Below are 18,985 nucleotides of genomic sequence, written 5' to 3'. Positions count from 1 at the left end.
AACTGGCAGCGAAGCTCACAGTAGTTTCGCAATTACCAAACGACTATTAAGAAAGGAGGTTAGCACAAACAATGAAAGAATTTGAACAACACCTGCCCAGGTTTTTCGGCATTGTCGGTTCCTTGATTGGCATGGTTCTGGGTGGTTTTGACGGGTTTTTATATACCCTGATGGGTTTTATTCTCATCGACTACCTCACCGGAGTGATGGCGGCCATGATTAAGGGGAAGGTATCCAGTAAAATCGGTTTTACTGGCATTCTCAAAAAAATCCTCATCCTCATCATGGTCGCCCTGGGCCAGCTTCTGGACCAAAATCTACTAGGCGGCGGCGATGCCATGCGCACTGCAGTTATTTTCTTCTACACTGCCAACGAAGGTATCAGCATCGTTGAAAATCTAACCTGTTTGGATTTTCCCATTCCTGATAAATTGAAAAACATTTTGGAACAATTGTCCGAGCAGGAAAAAGAAAAGCGCTAAGCGATCCATTAGCTCCGAAACTTAATAAAGCATCGGTTATAGGAATAATTATTGTTAGCTTTGGGAAAACATGCCGAATAATAAGTTAAATGGCTACATCTGCCAACTTTCGCCAGAATTGCCTTCGCATTAGCAATTTCATTTTTAAATGTTTCCACGTCTACTTTGTGTACCCTTCCATTATCAAAACCGTCTTCCATATCAAGAGTTAAGTACCCATGTTTCATTTTCATTCCCCTTCCCTGGTTTAATTTTTCCTATAAAAAAAGCCACACCTCTTGTGTGGCAACTGGCTGTCCTATGATGGTTACGCCCATTACTTAGACCCTATAGTTTTGCGACACAGGTTTTCACCTGTTTTGCCTTTCTCGTTATCATCCTGATTGCAAAGTTTAATACCCCTCTAACTAAAAAATAAACAAACTACCTCAATAAATAAAAAAAACCTCCTGGGCCATCGGCCCAGGAGGTTTTGTGTGCGTGATACTACATTGCGTTTTTAAAAATTTGAATAACTTCTTCCAATTTAGCAGTTCTGGGGTTTGTGCCGCTGCAGGCATCCTTCATAGCATTTTCTGCCATAAGTTTGAAATCTTTTTCTTTGACCCCAAGTTCCGTTAGGCCGGCTGGGATACCAACATCCTGTGACAGTTGAATAATGGCATCAATTCCCTTTTCAGCTGCATCTCTGACTGAAAGGCCCTGAATGTTTTCACCCAATGCCACTGCGACATCAGCCAAACGTTTAGGATTGCTGTTTAAATTAAACCGTTGTACATGAGGTAATAAAATAGCGTTACACACACCATGGGGAAGATCATAAAAACCTCCGAGCTGATGAGCCATTCCGTGAACGTAACCCAGGCTCGCATTGTTAAATGCCATTCCGCCTAAAAACTGAGCATAGGCCATATTGTTTCTTGCTTCAAAATTGGATCCATTGGCAACTGCCTGGCGGAGATTTTCACCAATAAGCTTCATAGACATCAGTGCCGCGGAGTCCGTCACTGGTGTCGCAATGGTTGACATATAAGCTTCAACCGAATGCGTTAAGGCATCCATTCCGGTTGCTGCGGTTAAACTGGCTGGCATACCGATCATTAAAACAGGATCATTAATGGAAACGGTTGGTGTACATCGCCAATCGACTATTGCCATTTTTACATGGGTTTCCGAGTTGGTAATAATACAAAAACGAGTCATTTCACTGGCAGTACCGGCTGTTGTATTAATAGCAATCAAATGGGTCATTGGTTTAGTACTTTTATTAACCCCTTCGAAATCCCGGATATTACCGCCGTTTCCGGCAACAAGGCCAATACCTTTGGCACAATCATGAGAAGATCCGCCTCCTAATGATACGATCAAATCACATTTTTCTTTGGTAAATATTTTAAAACCGTCAGCAACATTAATATCTGTTGGATTTGGCTGAGCTCCTGCAAAAATAACAACTTTCAGCCCGGATGCCTCAATAATATCCTTAACCTGATCCGCCACTCCCATTTTTTTCATGCCGGCATCGGTTACGATTAAGGCTTTTTTCGCTCCCAGGCCTTTTGCCTGTTCGCCAACTTCTTTTACTGCACCGGGTCCCATTAAATTAACTACGGGCATAAAATACCCAAAAACTTGATCTGCAATAGCCATATTATTCCTCCGATATATTTATTTTTTTGTTTTTTAAGCTAACCTTCATTCCAAGATTCATCTTGAAATGGCCTATTTTTTACGCTGCACCGCCTTACATATTGATTAACAATTTCTCTGAAATCGTTTAACAGATTGTACCATGTATGCAATAGAATGTAAACTTCATATGCATATTTATATATATTTCTTAAGTTTATGTGAATATTAGTAGTTAATTTATGGTCATTTTACGTCTTTTTTTGGTAATATCGTCGTTTATACGAATACTTTCTTATTGCACGCCTTTCCTTATTTCTGAAGAAATATTCCTATGAATTAAATATGTCCGGTTCCAACCGATGTTTCGACAATCGCCTTTTTCCCCAAAAAAAAACACCTCCTGGCAGCTTTATCTGCCGGAAGTGTTTTTTTTTCGAACAATTCAAAATTACTAACTAGGTTTTTATTTAGGTAAAAGACACTTACTCCAAAAATCCAGAAGTTTCTTCTATTTCTTGCGTCAACCTGTTTTACCGCAACACCAGATTTTTTTTATTAGGTCACCGCTCTTACCGAGGGACCTGATTTGTTTTCTTAAGAAATCAAGACCTTAAATAACCTCAATACTTTTCATTTTTTCATAAATCCCGCCAAGCCGATTTTTAGGCATCCTCTGCAGATACTTCTGTAAATTGTACTGCATCCGAATCTCAGCTTCGGAAAAATCAACAGCATTAACTTCCTGGTTAAAGGTATGACGCTTGGCCAAAGCGCCAATTTCAACGTCACCAAGCAAATCAAAGACCATTGCCGCTTCGGTGTCGGTTAATTCTCCACCAATGATAATATCTTCCAGATCAGACAGCGTTTTAATGTGTTCTTTGATAATTTCAAGTTTATCCTCAAAATACCGACAGGAAAGGAATTCTTCCATAACTTCCCGGTAAGCGGCGTCATCCATTTTAACACCCATATAAAAAGTCATCATGGGTTTTGTATTAGGATTATAACGCGGTGAAAAAACATTATTCAAGCTATTCGTCTCATAGGCGGTGAAAATTGTTACGGCAATATCAGGCAGACTTAAGTGCACATAGTGCCTGAGGGATGTATTTTTAAGTCCCAGATCATCCAGCATAGCAATGCTCACTGGAAGCAATGCCGCAAGGACCGACTGCTGATTTTTCCCGACCAGCGTGCTTTTTATTATTTGGAGATCCGCCGGACTGAAATCAAGGGATTGTCGATTTTTACCGATCAGACCACATCCCAACGCACTTTGGAGAATATGCTCAAAGATATTTTCCAACAAATCTTCATAACCTTCATCGTAGCCCCACATAACTTCACTCACCGCCTGGGCATCGAACTTCGAACAGAACAGATTTTCATAATACAGATTTTCCAGGTATTGAATAATATATTCCACCCCGGCTAAGCTAATCACCGGATGCATCAGTTGATAATCGATGTCGCCCGGCATTTCATGGGCACTAAACTGAGGATTATACTGCATGAAAAAAAGTTTGATACCTTCAATGGTTTCATTATAAGCCTGGTGTTGTGTTGCGATTTTTGTTTTGCGCACCAGCTGAAAAAAATATCTGGCAACCTTTAATTTTCTGTTAATAACCTGGTAACCCAAATCGTAAAGTTCCTCGATGGGCACATTAATCACCTCATTAAGAGCCACTTCCACACCAGGAAGTGATTTGAGATAAATACCGATGGTATATAAATTTGAGGTCATGATTTCCTGGGCGGTTTCGATCTGTACCGAGCTGCTGTTCCCTTTGGTATAGCGCTCAGTGCTTTCGGCCAGAAGTTTAATGCATTCCATTTGAACCCGCTCGGATTCGACAGCATTGAGTTCGCCGAGCATATAGGCTTCCTGCAAAAGCGATTGGAAATAAAATTCCGTGCTCAATTTTGCTGCATCAATTTTTGAATGCTTCTGAATACTATTCATTTTCCTCCTCCATTTCCACAAATTCTTTGATTTCATCGGTTTCATTATAGTCAGGACTGTAACCGAATCGGATATTGCGAGCCATCCGATGGAGCTCACCATATTTAAGCTGATCCAGCGATCCTTTGCAGACCCCATCAAAATATTTTCGCATATATTTAATCAGATCATCATCGCTCATTAAATCAAGGGTTTCATTTTTATAGTAATAGAATATTTCAATGAGTTCCTCCAGAAATTCGATATAACGGTACTGTGAAATATAAGGACTCTGGGCAAACCCCACAATTAATTTTTCAATGGTTCCTCCCCCGAATTCGATTCTGCCAAGATTCTTCAGCGAATACGAACGGGTTTCAACAAGTTCCATGGCCTGCTCTTCGGTAAGCACCAGGGAATACTCTTCAATGACTTTATTACACAACATTATTTCTGAAACTGCCTGTTTTTCCATATAGGAATTGTCTAAAAGCATGAGATCAAACGACATATGGGTACCTCCTAAAAATTGTCAAAACAAAAGACATTTATTATTGACAATCTATTTCGTATGTGATATGATAATGTTTTATAAGACGTAATCATATTCATATAATTTTATGATACCACACTCACGAAATTAAAGCAATCAAATAATGAAAACAGGTGCCGACGAAAGCCGCGACACCTGTTTTTATTTTTTGCAAAATTAAAATGACACCTTTTTCCTAAAACCCCCATCTATAACCTGAACAGAATAGGTAATTGCAAAATTTAAAAAAGTAATTTGCTTTGATGTCAGTTTTCACAAACGATTTTGTAACGTCGAGGCGGACATCTCGTAGAGTGGAGAAATTGTTTCGTGTAAAGCTGGCAGCGAAGCTCACAGCAGTATCGCAATTATCTATAAACCCAATTTTGAAAGGAGAACAAAGCAAATGTACATTTTGGAAATTCAAGAAACCCTGAAGAAAGCCGGGTATGATCCTGGCCCCCTGGATGATATTGCCGGGCCCCAGACCCTGGCGGCCATTACAGCTTTCCAGACGGATCACGGCCTGGAAGCCGATGGCATGGTTGGTCCCATGACTCATCAGGCCTTGTTCCAGGACACCAACCCGGTTGTCCAGCCGGGGGATCAGCTCACCCACCACTTTAACCGCCAGGAATTCAGGTGCTGTTGCGAGGGGCGATTCTGTAACGGTTTCCCAAACGAAATGAACCCGGTCCTGATGGCATCTCTGGAAGCCCTGAGACAGACTCTCGATGTCCCCATCATCGTGACCTCCGGGATCCGCTGCCCCAGCCGTAACGCGGAAGTCGGCGGCATTCCCAATTCCAAACACCTGATCGGCCATGCCGTGGACTGCTACGCCCCGGGGCTGGATGTCTACACTCTGGCCGCGGCCGCCCGCAATCACAACCTTGGGGTCATCATCTACGAAGACCAGGGCTTCTGCCATTTGGAAATTTAATAAATACAAAAAGTAAGTCTTACCGACAATACTAATATCAGTTGTGTGCCTTGAGGCGAACAGGCCAGAGTCTGTACGCATTCACGCGCACACAACGATTTAGCATTGTCGGTAAGACGATTTTGCCTTTTTGGGTTAAGCGTTAATCCGAAAAAAATGACCTGAAGATTTTTTTCCCGGTGGGGGTTGCGGCAATCCCCCCCAGGGCGGTTTCCTTCAGCGCGCAGGGGAGCATCCGTCCCACCTGATACATGGCGTCAATGACTTCGTCCGGGGGGATGATACACGGCATCCCCGCCAGCGCCATGTCCGCACTGATGATGGCATTCACCGCCTGTGAAGCGTTTCTCTGGGCACAGGGTATTTGTACCAGCCCCGCCACCGGATCACAAACCAGACCCATCACATTAACCAGGGCCAGGGAACAGGCCGTTGCCGACTGCCGGGGCGTGCCGCCCAGCATTTCCACAACAGCGGCCGCCGCCATTCCGGCGGCTACCCCGCATTCCGCCTGACATCCGCCTTCAGCGCCAGAAACCGTGGCATTCTGGGTAATAACTGCACCAATACCCGCCGCTGTAATCAGGCCCCGGTACACCGTGTCCTGATCCAGCATCCGTTCCTCAGCCACCCCGACCATAACCGCCGGGAGAATACCGCAGGAGCCGGCGGTGGGTGCGGCGCAAATCTTGCCCATGGAGGCATTGACCTCACTGCAGGAAAGGGCATAAGCCATCACCCGGTTAAGGAAGCTTCCGGATAACCCGCCGGTTTGAGCATGGACAAACTGACCCTTGGCCAGACCGTTGATCATGGTTTTTGAAGGGTTTGGGGACGTTCCCAGTTGTCTTTTAGCAGCGGCCGTCATAATTTCATAACGTTTGGCCATGGTCTCAAAAATCTGTTCTTCTGAAGTATCCGAAAGTTTTTTTTCATTTTCCACAACAGCTTTCCATAAAGGCATATCTTCACTCTCGCACATATCCAAAAGCTCCCGTATATTGTTATACATCCTCATCCTCCTCCGATATCAAATTTAAGATCATTACATCAATCACATTTTTAACCTCTCTGAGCTGATCCCCCACAGCATCCGAAATTGGACTGTCGGATTCAATAATACAAAGGGCTTTTTCCCCTTTGGTGGTTCGGCTGACACTCATGGTGGCAATGTTTATATCGTGTTTCGCAAATACCCGGGTGATGTCACTGAGAACCCCCTTAGTGTCATACTGTTTAATGATAATACTGGGCAGGGTAGCCGAAAGGTTAATGGCAAAGTCATTGATTTTACGAATAACGATTTCGCCGCCGCCAACCGAAGATCCCACCACTTCCATGATTGTGCCATCCTCAAAAGCAAAGGTAAATTTTACGCTGTTTTCATGGACATCCCCCAGATCCGTTTCATAAAAATCATAATCAAGCCCCGCCTTTTTCGCCAGCTCAAAGCTGTCCGTCAGGCGTTCGTCCTTTTCACTGATATCAAGGGCTCCCGCCACCAGGGCCTTATCCGTGCCGTGGCCTTTATAGGTTTTGGCAAAGGAACCATGCAGACCAAATGATACATGATGAAAGGGTTTCTGGGCAATGGCCCGGGCAGTTCGGGCCAGCTTTGCCGCCCCAGCCGTATGGGAACTGGAAGGGCCAATCATTACCGGACCCAAAACATGAAAAATACTAACGTCCATTTTAATCTCCTTTGACTTCTTTATTTTTTACCCCAATTTATATGAAAACAACGCCTATTCAACAACATTGAAAAAACAAATGTGATAATTAATCATATCCAGCCCAAAAGCAAGGCTAAATGCTGCTTTGGGGTGCTTCCGCTAAAACTTCCTTTTTCAAACCCGTGGCATCAATGGGATGCCATTTATTTTTGAAATTCAGCAGCAAAGCTGAGTTGATAATAACGAATACCGAGCCGATATTATGAACCAGAGCCCCGGTGACCGGATTTAATATGCCGGCCATGGCCAGAATAATGGCGGCAAAATTAAGAGCCATGGAAAGGGATAAATTCAGTTTAATAGTTTTCATAGTCTTTTGGGACAGATTCAACAAATGAGGAATGCATTTAATATCATCACTGACCAGCACGATATCGGCGGCATCAACGGCAATATCCGATCCGATGCCGCCCATGGCCACACCCACATAAGCTTTTTTCAGCGCCGGGGCATCGTTAATCCCGTCCCCAATCATGCACACCAGTTTTTTTTCCTGCTGATACTGTTCAATTGCCGCCATTTTATCTGCGGGTAAACACTGGGCGCGGTAATCCTTGATGCCCACCGCTTCGGCAATATGCGCCGCCGCCAAAGGGTTGTCTCCGGTTAGCAGCACACTTTTGGCCCCCAGGGTCTTGAGATCGTTGATCACCTTAACCGTATCCCGGCGAAGCGTATCCGCCAGCGCCACAAAACCGGCCGCACAGCCGTTTCTGGCAACATAGATAATGGTACAGCCGTCGTTAAGGTATACAGCGGCATTGTCATGCATCTTTTGCGGGACGGTCACTGCGTTTTCAGTCAACAGCGTCGTATTACCCGCCAAAACAATGAAGTCGCCAATGCTGGCTTTAACCCCGCGACCGGGGATCATGGTGAATGCCCGGGGTTCGGTCAGTTTTGTTGCTAAGTGATTTCTAAAGTGAGTAACAACGGCCTTTCCCAGCGGATGCTCGGAACGCAGCTCCGCCGCAGCGGTAAGGGCCAGTAATGCTTCCGGGCTGATTTCGGGATCATAGCTATTGACTGCCACCACATCCGGTTTCCCATAGGTAAGGGTGCCGGTTTTATCAAAGGCGATAACCGACACCATAGCCAGCCGCTCCAGGGCATCCCCTTCCCGGACCAGGATGCCGTACCGGGAAGCATTGCCAATCCCCGCCATAATCGCGGTGGGAGTTGCCAGCACCAAAGCGCAGGGACAGAACACCACCAGAATGGTCACCCCACGAATAATTTCACCGGTCACAAGCCAGGTGCCAAAAGCCGATACCAGGGCAATCACAACAATCCAAGTCGCCCAGCGGTCGGCAATGCCGACAATTTTAGCTTTGCCGGCATCAGCCGATTCCACCAGTTTAATCATCCGCTGAAGGGAACTGTTTTCCCCCACCATAGTGGCTTCCATATCGAAGGTGCCGAATTGGTTAACGGTTCCGCTGGAAACTAAATCCCCAATATCCTTATCCACCGGAAGCGATTCCCCGGTCATAAGCGATTGATCAATGGATGTCTGACCCGAAATAATCCGGCCGTCAACCGCAATGGTTTCCCCGGCCAGCACCCGCAGGGTATCCCCCACCCGAACATCCTCGGCGGGGATCAGGCATTCTTCCCCCTGACAAATCACCCGGGCAATCCGGGGGGTTAGCTGGACCAGTTTCTCAATGCCGGCCCGGGCCTTGGCAACCGTCCGGTCTTCCAGCATTGCCCCCAGTACCATAATAAAGGCAACCTCCCCGGCGGCAAAGATCTCACCAATTAAAACCGCCGCCACCAGGGCAATGGATACCAGCAGATCCGCCTTAATATCAAAGTCATGAAGCAACCCTGCAACGGCTCCTTTTAAAATCGGCAGGCCACAGAAAACAATGGCCACCCAGGCCCCATCGATTTTAAAAATACTGATATGGAAGAGACTCATCAGCAATGCCACCCCGGAAATGATTAAAAAAGCCAGCCGGCGTTTGTCTTCATCCTCAAAAAAATCAATTATCATTTTCAAACCATCACCTAGCTCATTCGGGAAAAATGCTCGACGGCCTTGGTAAAGTCGGCAATGGTTTTATCCGGATCGCCATGCTCGATGCCCTCCCGGACACAATGCTGCAAATGGCCTTCAAGGATGACCTGGCCCACCTTATGCATGGCATTTTTGGCCGCATTGATCTGCATTAAAATATCTTCACAGGGAACATCCCTATCCACCATTTCGGAAATCGCTCTAAGCTGACCCTCAATTTTTTTGATTCGTGCCTGAACTTTTGGAACATCCATACATTGCCGCATATTTATAACCTCCATAATTACTAGTATTTTATACCCTAAGGGGTATAGGTATATTCTAAGCGGTAAAGTAAATTTTGTCCATTCTTATTACAAGAAATTTCCGGGGTAGTTAATCAACAGCAAATACGGGTAAGAAAATACATAAACCTATTTGATGCTTACACAAATAAAAATAAGGAGAATCAAAAAATGGAAACCATCGAAAAACAATTAATCAATAATCTGGAAAATTCTTTCCATGACGCCTGGGCAAATGGAGATGCCAGGGAAATTGCTTCCTTTTTTACCGATGACGGCTTCCGGGTGGGACCCGATGGAACGATTCAGCATGGCCGCTCAGAGCTTGAAGAGGCCTTTGCTGAAATGTTCAAAATGATGCCCGACGCCACTTTGACCTTCGAACCCGGTACCATCCGCCTCCTTTCCCCGGAATACGCCACCTGGCAGGGCGGCGTAGAAATTACCCTGGGTGAAGGTAAACCCTCGATTAAAGGCTACGCCCTGGATTTACTTAAAAAAGTAGATGAGCACTGGCTCATCCAGGAAGCCCATCCCAAAACCCTTGGACCGCTTGCTGTATAACCCAAAATAAAGCTTAAAATATGAGGTGATTGATTTTGAAAAAACGAGATTTGTATTTAAATCAACTGATTCAGTTTAAGGATAAACCCCTGATAAAAGTGGTTACCGGTATGCGCCGTTGCGGCAAGTCTACTTTGCTGGCACTGTTTGAGGAGTACCTGCTCAACATTGGTGTTCATGAAGATCAGATTATCCGCATGAATTTTGAATCATTTGAATTCGACACAATTACAAAATACACCCATTTATATACCTATATCAAAAACAAAATGATAACACCTCATAAACAATACTATATTATTCTTGATGAAGTGCAACAGGTTGAATCCTGGGAAAAAGCCATCAACTCATTTCTTGTGGATTCCAACGCAGATATTTACATCACCGGTTCCAATGCATATCTTTTATCATCGGAATTATCGACATTACTCTCCGGCCGATATGTTGAGATAAAAATGCTGCCATTATCCTTTAAAGAGTATCTTGATTTTACTGATTTCAAAAAGGGTGATACTATCGATGCAAATTTTAAAGACTACCTGGAATTTGGCGGCCTTCCAACAGTTGTTGAACTAAAGGACCAGCCGGATACCATCGCGCCATTTTTAAATGGTATTTACAATACTGTGATCATGAAGGATATTGTGCAGCGAAATCAAGTAAGAGATGCGGCCTTACTTGAAAGCATCCTTAAATTTATTGCAGCTCACATTGGAAAGGTCATATCTATAAAAAAAATCAGTGACTACCTCACCGACCGGGGAAAGAAAACCACAAGCGACACCATTGATAACTATCTGAAAATGCTGGAAAGTGCTTTTATTATTTACCGTGCAAACCGCTATGATCTTAAAACCAGTCTATTTCTCAAAACCCTTGAAAAATATTATATTGTTGACATGGGCATTCTCCGTCAACTCACCGATCTGAGTCACACTGATTACGGATATATCCTCGAAAACATTCTCTATTTAGAATTACTGCGGCGCGGGTACGCTGTTGCCATTGGCGAAACCGGAACCTTTGAGGTGAATTTCATTGCAACAAAATCAAATAAAAAAATATACTACCAGATTTCTGAAAGCGTCATGGATGACGAAACAAGAAATCACAAACTAAAGCCGCTACAATCCATCAACGACCATTATCCAAAAATGATTCTGACCATGGACAGCACGCTTTATTCAAATTTTAATGGCGTAAAAATTATGAACATCCTTGATTTTTTACTTTATTCAAAATAGGTAACAGGAACATGAAAGGCAGGTGGGATAAGTATTGAATGCATTTATTGAATTGCGGAAATCTTTTTTTGAAAGCCCGATTCCGGTTTCTTTTCCTGAGTATTACCTTGAAAATCCCGGGTTTAACCATGGCTGCGATTCGGTTACCATTGATTCCTTAGTCGGAAAAATTGCCAGAATCAGAACCCTTTACGCTAAAAAGGCTGTCAGCGAGATCCAGATCATGGAGCTTTTGTCAGAACTGGGAGAAAACGACTATCTGGATCGGTACAGTGTGGACCTGATCATCCGCCACCCAGCCATATTTTCCGAGGACCAATTAAGGCATCGGCTCCAATCCATGCTTATCGACCAAAAAACCACCCCGACCACCTTCTGCCATCTCCTCGATATCTGTATCGAGTGCGAGCTGCCGCTACTAGAAGAAAACCAACTGTTGAAGGCCCTACACCACTACGAAAATAATCCCACCACACTATCCCTGCTGCTGGATTACATGAATCACTTCCAGCAGCATGCCTGTACTGACTATTTATATGCTCTCTTTGATCAGGACTATTCCCCCAATTTAAAAATGCAAATCCTAGAAGGATTGGTTTCTCTATACACATGGAAAGACCACGACAGCTGTTTCATCCGTCAGATCATCCATAAAGAGGAAAATCCCCAACTCTATGGGGATTACCTGAATCTTCTCAATAAAAATACAACCTTTAGCCCAAAAGGGATCACCGTGATGCAAACCATGTTTTATGGGGATCCGGAGTTTGGTGGTAAAGGGCAAAGCGGCGGCCTGGGCACCCTTTTAAAAACCCTGGGAAACCAGTTAGCCAAACAGAGCGATCTGGCACGCGTTATCACCCTGACCATCAACAATGACTGGAGCCACAATCAAACCCTGGTAACCCATTATTCCGACAAGCACTGGCTGATCCGGCTTCCCGCATATCTGGATCCTGAGGATAAACACGCATTTTTAAGAAGAGAGCTTTTCATCAAACGATTTGTCGAGAAATTCGTCAATCAATTGGATCTGAAGCCGGATATTTTTCATATCCGCTATCTGGACAACGCTTCCAAAGCCATGGCCATGCTGAGTCGGGAAACCGGGGCAAAATTAGTCCTCACTTTAACCCCGGATCCCCACCGCACCATGGTGGATGAAAAGGGCCTCTTAAAGCAATTCACACCGGAAGAAACCCTGGAGAAACTAAATAAAATCACCATCGGAGACGAACTCTTGACCATGGCCCATGGGGTCCTTGGCATCGGCGGGATGGCGGTAAAAAAAGAACTGAAACTGTACTTTCCAAAATTGCGGCCTGAAATCCGTCAATTTGCGTTTCAAATGGTTGCCGAAGGCATTAATACGGATGCAAAGCCTCTGGACTTTGATGTCGATTTACTCCTAACCGATTCAACCCTGCACCACCATATCCACCGGGAATTCAACCACAAACCCATTATTTTAAATGTCGGGCGGTTAGCCCTGCAAAAAGGTCAGGATCAACTCCTAAAAGCCTGGGGCGAATCCCGACTGTGGCAGGATTATAATCTGGTCATCATCGGCGGCAGTTTTGACCATGCAAATGAAGAAGAAACCCGGATGATCCAGTTATTTAATCGCTACATGGCATCCCGGCCGGATCTCAAGGGCAGATTTGCCCATATCGAAGCCCTGTCAAATGGAATGATCCGAAACATCGAACGAAAAATCATGGAGCATCCCCCTGGTGATTTGCCCCAGATCTACCTGTGTTCCAGCCCCAAAGAAGAGTTTGGACTGGCCATGCTTGAAGCCTTGAAAGAAAAGCTGTTAATCTTCGGGCCGGTACAGGGCGGGGTTAAAACCTATATTAGCAACGGAAAAAACGGTTTTCTCATTGACACCACTTCCTGGGAAACAATTTCCGGTGAAGTGGAAAAGATACTTTACGACTCCAATCGAAACCGGGAAGACTTCGAAAAAATTCAACGCCGTGGACAACAGACCGTCCTTAAAAATTTTTCCATGGATCAAATTGCCAAACGTTTTCTATCCTTTTATTTGAAACTCAGTCAGGAGCCTTAAACCATGCGCTATCAACATGTTTTCTTTTTAAGTCCCCCGTTTTATTCCCATTTTATGCCGCTGCTGGCCCTGGCAAAGAGTTTTCGAAAACACGGAGTCCGGGTCACTTTCGGATGCAGTCGGGAATTCGAAGCCCCCATTGCTGCCGCCGGATTGGAATTTCAGGAAATCAATCTGAGTGCCAATAAGAACACCGGCACAGCCCGGGACACCAATCAGCCGGAATCCGAGCGAAAAAGGCTGGAAGAATTTTTCGCAGCCACAAAAGAAGGGCCCATTGAAACCCTGATCACACAGACAAAGCATCGGCGGCTGGATATGCTCGGCAATCCAGAGTCTCAAATGGAACAAATAAAAACCCTGAACCCCACCGGTACCGTCGATTTGTGGGTAGTGGATATTTTATCCTATGGCACAACCCTGAGTCTGCATTGTTTGCAGCTCCCCTACATTACCTTCTGCCCGCCTCATCCTAAAACCATACCCCGACCCGGCGAATACTATGGTGTACCCCAAAATTGGCCTGCCAGCTTTGTGATAGATCCTGAAAAATTAAACGCCCTAAAAAAAGCCTCGCTGCTGACGCAACAAGACTTCACCCATATTTTCAATCAGATTATTGACAAGCAGCACCGGCCGCCCTCATCAGTGGACAATGCATTTCGGCTGATTTCCAGCCATGCGGTTATTTACAATTATTTTGATTTTAATCAGGAAGAAAAAGCAACCCATAACCCCCATGAGATTTATATGGGGCATTCATTTGAAGATGAACCCTTAAACCCCGACTTCCAGAAAAAGGTGAACAATCCCCACCAACTTAAAATACTCATTACCCTGGGCACCTTTTTATCCAGTCGGATGGATGTCCTTGAACAATTGATTTTAGGCTGCCAGGCCTTCGACCCCGAAGCCCTGTGCATCGTTTCCGCCGGCAGCAACACCGACAATCTAAAAAAGTACTCATCAAGCAAGGTGATCGTCCAGCCATTTGTTCCCCAAAAGGCACTCATCCCCCATATGGATGTCATCATTCACCATGGCGGCTGCAACACCTTTACCGAAGCCGTATATTATGGCAAACCGATGATTATTCTGCCGTTTTCCAGTGATCAGTTTAACATCGCCTACGATGCCGAGAAAAATCACCTGGGCGTGACCCTGAATCCCAATCAGCTCACAAAGGAGCAGCTGCTAAATGCTTTAGGCCAGGTTCTGGGTCAAGCGTCTCCAAATCTGGCCCACTGGAGTCAATTTTCAAAAAATCGCGGGCCGGACTATGCGGCAAAAATTATTTTGACTTTTTAACCCGAGTTTGCAATCAGATCGAACCGATTTCATAGCTGCCTTTGTAAATGTTGCCAAGATTGCCGTCAATGGAAATACAGTCTCCCGCGCTAAAATTATGCCCGTTGATGGTACATCTTTTCTCGGCATCATAGACTTCCAGACCAATGCATTTTACAATACAGACCTTACCGATACTGGCTGCCGCCACGGCAGCGTGAGAGGTCACCCCGCCTTTGGCGGTAATGAGACCATCGCACACAAAGATCAGGGGGATATCATCCGGCACCGTATCCGGTCTAACAAGAATGATTGAAGCCTCCGGATGATCCCGTTTTAAAGCCTTCATATCATCCATATCAAAGGCCAGCAACCCCGACAGGATCCCGCTGGTCATGCCGATGCCGTGACCCACCAGTTCCATTTCCCCGGGTGATGGGATAAAGGTGGAAAAAGACGCCTGCTTTTTCAGATTCTGGTTACGGGTCTGGAGAATATATAAATCTTCCGGCGCTTCGGATTCAAAGGTGAATTCAATCTCCTGATGGACAAAGCCATACTCCTCGATGAGCCGGCTGGCATATCGGCCAAGGACCTCATAAATTTTCGGAAATCCCGATTCCAATGATAAATTGCTGTCCTTATAATCATTTTTTCGTTGTTCCTCACTAATGGGTAGCGTATTCACAAGACCCGAAACCACATCTTCGCCCTGGCTGCACAGGACAAAATCGCCATACAGATTAACCCCTGAATAGCCGTTAAAAGGACTGCTGGTAAAGACCACGCCGGTGCCGGATTTAGCGGAACGATTACCCAGAACCATCTTCTGAACGATGACGGCGGTTCCCCATTCTTCGGCAATCTGGAGATGTTCCCGGTAATAAATGGCACTTTCAGAGGACCAGGAATCCAAAACTGAATGAATCGCCTGCTTTAACTGTTTAAAGGGATCACTTTCAATCTGCACCTGATGATCCGCCAATATTTTTTTGTAGTGAAAGGCAATTGCTTTCATCTGCTCATTGGTAAATTGAATTTTTAAATCCACCTGCCAGCGCTGCTTATGGTCCTGCATGACCTGGTCGAAAATGTCCCGATCAATCCCATAGGCCATTCCCCAGCTTTGGAGGAAACGGCGATAGCAATCCCAGGCCGTCCAGCCAAAGCCATTCATCCGGCTGTACGCTTCGGCAATGTCATCATTCATGCCCACATTTAAAAACGTTTTCATAGCCCCGGGCAGAGAGATCGACGAACCGGACCGAATTGAGAAAAACAGCGGATTGCCGGGTTCTCCGTAATGCTGGCCGGTCAGCCCCTCAATCATGGCAATATGGCTTTCAATAAGATGATCCATATCGCGCCTCATGTCCGGGTGACCGTCAATGGTATCCTTGTGCCGAAAGACCTCGGTAGTTATCACAAAGCCCGGGGGCACCGGGAAATTATAGGTGATGAGTTTTTTCAGAAAATAGGCCTTGGCCCCCAGAAAGACCGGATTGTCAATTTTTTTGGTCCGCTGGGTTAACAGACTGAAGGAAAGGTCCGGATCATAGGTCATCATGCTTTCAATAAATGTTCGGGAATAATTGCTGATCATGCTGCGCATCACACTGATGGTATCGGTAATAAAATTATCCAAATCCTGAACCAGAAAAGCGGTCGAAAGATTGTCCCGGAGAAACTTTTCAGATTCCATATGATAAAGTTTCCGACTGTCGCCCGTAAGCGCAATCTCCCGTGATGCCAGCACCTGAGGGATAATCAGCTTCATGGCGCTTTCAAAGAAATCAAAGAAATACTCACTGATAATCTGCTTGACATCATTTGCCAAAAACTGAAAAATATTGATGTACTGATCAATCGAAAAGCTGGGCGAAGCCAGCCCGAACCGGAACATATCCAGATGGGAATTCAACCCCTGGTTGTAAATGCCGTCCAGCTCCAAACCATCCTTAAATAATACCAGAATATTATAAATCCGGCGAAAGGTCCTGGCGGTAATATATTCAGCATTAAAGGGCTGGGTTACCTGGGTCATCAGTTTGGCCACGGTCCGTTCAAGCCGGTACATCAGGCCCAGGGCATCAAACTTCGGCTCGATATATTCACCGTACATGGAAGGGATGTCGGCGGCAATATGACGTTTATAGTAAATATTTTCCGAGGCCTCGCTTTCATTGGGATCCAGGATAATCGCTTTCAGATGGTGCATGAGCTTATAAATCTGGCGGATGGACTCTTCCTTCTGGTTGTTCTTAAGACTTTTCTTCAGTTCTTTGAGGTTCCCGGTGATGTGCAGGCCAAACCGCTTAAGGATGGAGAGAACATCCTCAAATTCAAAGGAATACTTTTCCAGCAGCAGAAAATAAGCCTCAAAAATATAGCCGACGCGGATGACATCATTATTAGGCGCTTTGGAAAGCTTCGAGAGACTATCTTTAATGACCTCAATATCCAGCAGCATCAATTCTCCGGGACTGGAAGCAAGGATTTCACAGAGCTGCTGCAGGGTTTCATGGGGCTTAATAAACCATTCATCCCGCTCATCCAGACTCACGAAGATTTCATGGGGGATGATATCCTTAAGCGGTTCCTTATTCCCGTCGTACCAGTAATTGATGATTCTGCGGGTCAGCTCAATGTGGGTATTATTGCTTTCAATATGAATTTGCTTGCGGAAAAAATGAATGAGCCCATCTTCCCGCTTGGACAATTCATCAATGAGGGTGGTAGCATCCCGCAGCTCACCCTCAGCTCCGATTTCCCGGAAATAAACCGGAAAGAGTCGGGCCAGCTGCTTGATTTTGCGATAAACAGGTCCAATGTCGGAATTGAGCAGCTGGGTAATATCGCGCTGAAAGAGATCGGTATCGGAAATAAAAATGCCACCCAGCTTAAGGTTCACAATCAGCGCCGCCAGAAGCTCCCGCATTAACCGGGGGTTCTGTTCAATGAGTTCCAGCCAAACCCGGATATTTTTTACATGACTGGCATCGATTTCAATCTGCCAATCGGCGTTCAGGCTCAGCTTGCCCGGATAGTTAAAGCCCAGCTTAATCAAACAATTGGTGAAATAATCGATGTGCGCCGTATCCCCGGTATGGATAATCTCCTTGCCCAGCGTGAGAATGCAGTCCAGCACAGTCCCCCCATGATACAGCTTGAGTTCCTGAAATTCGGCCATGATGGTATTGAGAAAATCGGTGATATCGTCGGAATTGAGTTCGTCAAAGATATTGCGCAGATTACGGTTGACGTCATAAATGAGATGGTCCTTCAAATTATACATTCCCGGTAAATGCAGCAGATAATAAAGATAGTAGATGGTTTCAAGATGAGTGGGAAATTTTTCTGAAAAGCTGCGGAAATGATTAGCAATGTCATTGTAAAACATCAGCTTCATCAGACTGGCCCAATCGGAGGCCTGGTTTCTTTCCGCCCGGAGACCGGCAAAAAAAGCATGGCCGATACCCCTAATCGCTTCAGCCTTCATGGAATGAAACAACGGCTGTTTGGAAGCGAACCACTCTTCGGCCAACGCGGTATCATCCCAGTAATCAATGCATGTATCCAATAAACCCGCCACAATTTCCTGCAACGCCAGAGCAAAGTCAGGATATCGGACGATTTTACCGAGGTGAATTTTGAAAAGATCCGAATTTTTCACATATAAAAGTTCATGGGGCACAATGTCCTCTTTGAGGACATCGATACACTGATTCACAATCTTTTTGGGAACCACCTCCAGACTTCCCAGTCGGTCCATAAACCGCATCAGGATCTGGATCAAAAGTTCCCTTTGGCTGTCTTCCAGTTTAGACTGTAAAACCGACCGGATGATATCCACCAGGATGCCAAAGGCCTGCTCGGATTCGTCAAGCGACTGATACAGCCATAAATCCCCCAGGCAAATAGTTTGCAGGGATTCAATCACATATTGATTATTCCGATACCGGTGATTGAGCTCCACCAGAAATTCCTGGGTCCGTTTATAAATCCCCCAATAAGGTTGCGACAATTCCCCAAACCACTGCTGGGCCACCGGAATCTCGGTAACGGTTTCCCGGGTCTGGTTGAGATTGGCCTCTAAAGCCTTGGAAGAAAATATTTTTGCCATTTTATACCTCCCTAAAAATCAAGATAAACCGAAAAGCACGTTTCGATAATTTTGAATAATTAATCACAATGGGATGGCTGCATTTGTTTTCACCTTTATTATCCATGTCATGTTTCACA

The 18,985-nt window shown here is 45.2% G+C and carries 15 protein-coding genes and 1 riboswitch; of the genes, 6 read left to right on the top strand and 9 right to left on the bottom strand.

The annotated features are described in order from the left end of the window. Positions 1 to 71: 71 nt before the first annotated feature. Positions 72 to 482, top strand: a complete 411-nt coding sequence (locus tag AKG39_RS08610) for a phage holin family protein (RefSeq protein WP_050739985.1) — start codon at positions 72 to 74, stop codon at positions 480 to 482. An 8-nt stretch (positions 483 to 490) separates the two neighbouring features. Here AKG39_RS08610 and AKG39_RS08605 read toward each other — a convergent pair whose 3' ends face one another. The 4 genes from AKG39_RS08605 to AKG39_RS08590 form a co-directional block, all read right to left on the bottom strand. Next, on the bottom strand, positions 491 to 709 hold the full coding sequence (locus AKG39_RS08605) for a hypothetical protein (protein WP_050739984.1): 219 nt from the start codon (positions 707 to 709) through the stop codon (positions 491 to 493). 54 nt (positions 710 to 763) lie between these two features. Next, positions 764 to 856: riboswitch (cyclic di-GMP riboswitch) on the bottom strand. 112 nt (positions 857 to 968) lie between these two features. Beyond that, positions 969 to 2,132 (bottom strand): iron-containing alcohol dehydrogenase, encoded by a 1,164-nt coding sequence (locus AKG39_RS08600; RefSeq protein WP_050739983.1) that lies wholly within the window; start codon positions 2,130 to 2,132, stop codon positions 969 to 971. Positions 2,133 to 2,724: 592 nt separating this feature from the next. After that, a complete protein-coding gene (locus AKG39_RS08595) occupies positions 2,725 to 4,083 on the bottom strand; it encodes a DUF6179 domain-containing protein (RefSeq protein WP_050739982.1) in 1,359 nt (452 codons plus the stop codon). Beyond that, positions 4,076 to 4,573: a DUF6323 family protein gene (locus AKG39_RS08590; protein WP_050739981.1), complete on the bottom strand. Its 498-nt coding sequence runs from the start codon at positions 4,571 to 4,573 to the stop codon at positions 4,076 to 4,078. The genes AKG39_RS08595 and AKG39_RS08590 overlap by 8 nt, the downstream gene beginning before the upstream one ends. Before the next feature lie 427 nt (positions 4,574 to 5,000). On the opposite strand from AKG39_RS08590, the gene AKG39_RS08585 reads away from it, so the two are divergent. Continuing rightward, positions 5,001 to 5,537, top strand: coding sequence for a D-Ala-D-Ala carboxypeptidase family metallohydrolase (locus AKG39_RS08585; protein ID WP_050739980.1), 537 nt, complete (start codon positions 5,001 to 5,003; stop codon positions 5,535 to 5,537). A 142-nt stretch (positions 5,538 to 5,679) separates the two neighbouring features. Here the strand turns inward: AKG39_RS08585 and sdaAA are convergent, their stop codons facing one another. The 4 genes from sdaAA to AKG39_RS08565 all read right to left on the bottom strand — a co-directional run bounded on the left by sdaAA (position 5,680) and on the right by AKG39_RS08565 (position 9,559). Next, positions 5,680 to 6,549 carry an L-serine ammonia-lyase, iron-sulfur-dependent, subunit alpha gene (gene sdaAA, locus AKG39_RS08580; protein WP_050739979.1) on the bottom strand — a complete coding sequence of 290 codons (870 nt, stop codon included), beginning with the start codon at positions 6,547 to 6,549 and terminating at the stop codon, positions 5,680 to 5,682. Beyond that, positions 6,542 to 7,228 carry an L-serine ammonia-lyase, iron-sulfur-dependent subunit beta gene (gene sdaAB, locus AKG39_RS08575; protein WP_050739978.1) on the bottom strand — a complete coding sequence of 229 codons (687 nt, stop codon included), beginning with the start codon at positions 7,226 to 7,228 and terminating at the stop codon, positions 6,542 to 6,544. Before sdaAB ends, sdaAA begins: the two co-directional genes overlap by 8 nt. Positions 7,229 to 7,343: 115 nt before the next feature. Continuing rightward, positions 7,344 to 9,269, bottom strand: coding sequence for a heavy metal translocating P-type ATPase (locus AKG39_RS08570; protein WP_083439477.1), 1,926 nt, complete (start codon positions 9,267 to 9,269; stop codon positions 7,344 to 7,346). A 14-nt stretch (positions 9,270 to 9,283) separates the two neighbouring features. After that, on the bottom strand, positions 9,284 to 9,559 hold the full coding sequence (locus AKG39_RS08565; protein ID WP_050739977.1) for a metal-sensing transcriptional repressor: 276 nt from the start codon (positions 9,557 to 9,559) through the stop codon (positions 9,284 to 9,286). Positions 9,560 to 9,748: 189 nt separating this feature from the next. Here AKG39_RS08565 and AKG39_RS08560 point away from each other — a divergent pair, with 189 nt between their 5' ends. The 4 genes from AKG39_RS08560 to AKG39_RS08545 are packed head-to-tail and all read left to right on the top strand — an operon-like array spanning position 9,749 to position 14,764. Further along, a complete protein-coding gene (locus tag AKG39_RS08560; RefSeq protein ID WP_050739976.1) occupies positions 9,749 to 10,141 on the top strand; it encodes a YybH family protein in 393 nt (130 codons plus the stop codon). A gap of 35 nt (positions 10,142 to 10,176) precedes the next feature. After that, entirely contained in the window at positions 10,177 to 11,385 is a 1,209-nt protein-coding gene (locus AKG39_RS08555) for an ATP-binding protein (RefSeq protein WP_050739975.1), read from the top strand. A 34-nt stretch (positions 11,386 to 11,419) separates the two neighbouring features. Further along, positions 11,420 to 13,456, top strand: a complete 2,037-nt coding sequence (locus tag AKG39_RS08550) for a glycosyltransferase family 4 protein (RefSeq protein WP_050739974.1) — start codon at positions 11,420 to 11,422, stop codon at positions 13,454 to 13,456. Between the two features lie 3 nt (positions 13,457 to 13,459). Continuing rightward, positions 13,460 to 14,764 carry a glycosyltransferase gene (locus AKG39_RS08545; protein ID WP_050739973.1) on the top strand — a complete coding sequence of 435 codons (1,305 nt, stop codon included), beginning with the start codon at positions 13,460 to 13,462 and terminating at the stop codon, positions 14,762 to 14,764. Positions 14,765 to 14,777: 13 nt separating this feature from the next. Here the strand turns inward: AKG39_RS08545 and AKG39_RS08540 are convergent, their stop codons facing one another. After that, positions 14,778 to 18,866: a PEP/pyruvate-binding domain-containing protein gene (locus tag AKG39_RS08540; protein WP_050739972.1), complete on the bottom strand. Its 4,089-nt coding sequence runs from the start codon at positions 18,864 to 18,866 to the stop codon at positions 14,778 to 14,780. Positions 18,867 to 18,985 lie beyond the last annotated feature (119 nt).

This window comes from Acetobacterium bakii, from assembly GCF_001263355.1.
Classification (GTDB): Bacteria; Bacillota; Clostridia; order Eubacteriales; family Eubacteriaceae; genus Acetobacterium; species Acetobacterium bakii.
This window is presented reverse-complemented; position numbering and strand designations above follow the sequence as displayed.

Coding starts and splice junctions, on each gene's coding strand:
- AKG39_RS08590 (WP_050739981.1), bottom strand. CDS start 4,573: ATGTCGTTTGATCTCATGCTTTTAGACAATTCCTATATGGAAAAACAG.
- AKG39_RS08600 (WP_050739983.1), bottom strand. CDS start 2,132: ATGGCTATTGCAGATCAAGTTTTTGGGTATTTTATGCCCGTAGTTAAT.
- sdaAA (WP_050739979.1), bottom strand. CDS start 6,549: ATGTATAACAATATACGGGAGCTTTTGGATATGTGCGAGAGTGAAGAT.
- AKG39_RS08610 (WP_050739985.1), top strand. CDS start 72: ATGAAAGAATTTGAACAACACCTGCCCAGGTTTTTCGGCATTGTCGGT.
- sdaAB (WP_050739978.1), bottom strand. CDS start 7,228: ATGGACGTTAGTATTTTTCATGTTTTGGGTCCGGTAATGATTGGCCCT.
- AKG39_RS08545 (WP_050739973.1), top strand. CDS start 13,460: ATGCGCTATCAACATGTTTTCTTTTTAAGTCCCCCGTTTTATTCCCAT.
- AKG39_RS08565 (WP_050739977.1), bottom strand. CDS start 9,559: ATGCGGCAATGTATGGATGTTCCAAAAGTTCAGGCACGAATCAAAAAA.
- AKG39_RS08560 (WP_050739976.1), top strand. CDS start 9,749: ATGGAAACCATCGAAAAACAATTAATCAATAATCTGGAAAATTCTTTC.
- AKG39_RS08595 (WP_050739982.1), bottom strand. CDS start 4,083: ATGAATAGTATTCAGAAGCATTCAAAAATTGATGCAGCAAAATTGAGC.
- AKG39_RS08585 (WP_050739980.1), top strand. CDS start 5,001: ATGTACATTTTGGAAATTCAAGAAACCCTGAAGAAAGCCGGGTATGAT.
- AKG39_RS08605 (WP_050739984.1), bottom strand. CDS start 709: ATGAAACATGGGTACTTAACTCTTGATATGGAAGACGGTTTTGATAAT.
- AKG39_RS08570 (WP_083439477.1), bottom strand. CDS start 9,269: ATGATAATTGATTTTTTTGAGGATGAAGACAAACGCCGGCTGGCTTTT.
- AKG39_RS08540 (WP_050739972.1), bottom strand. CDS start 18,866: ATGGCAAAAATATTTTCTTCCAAGGCTTTAGAGGCCAATCTCAACCAG.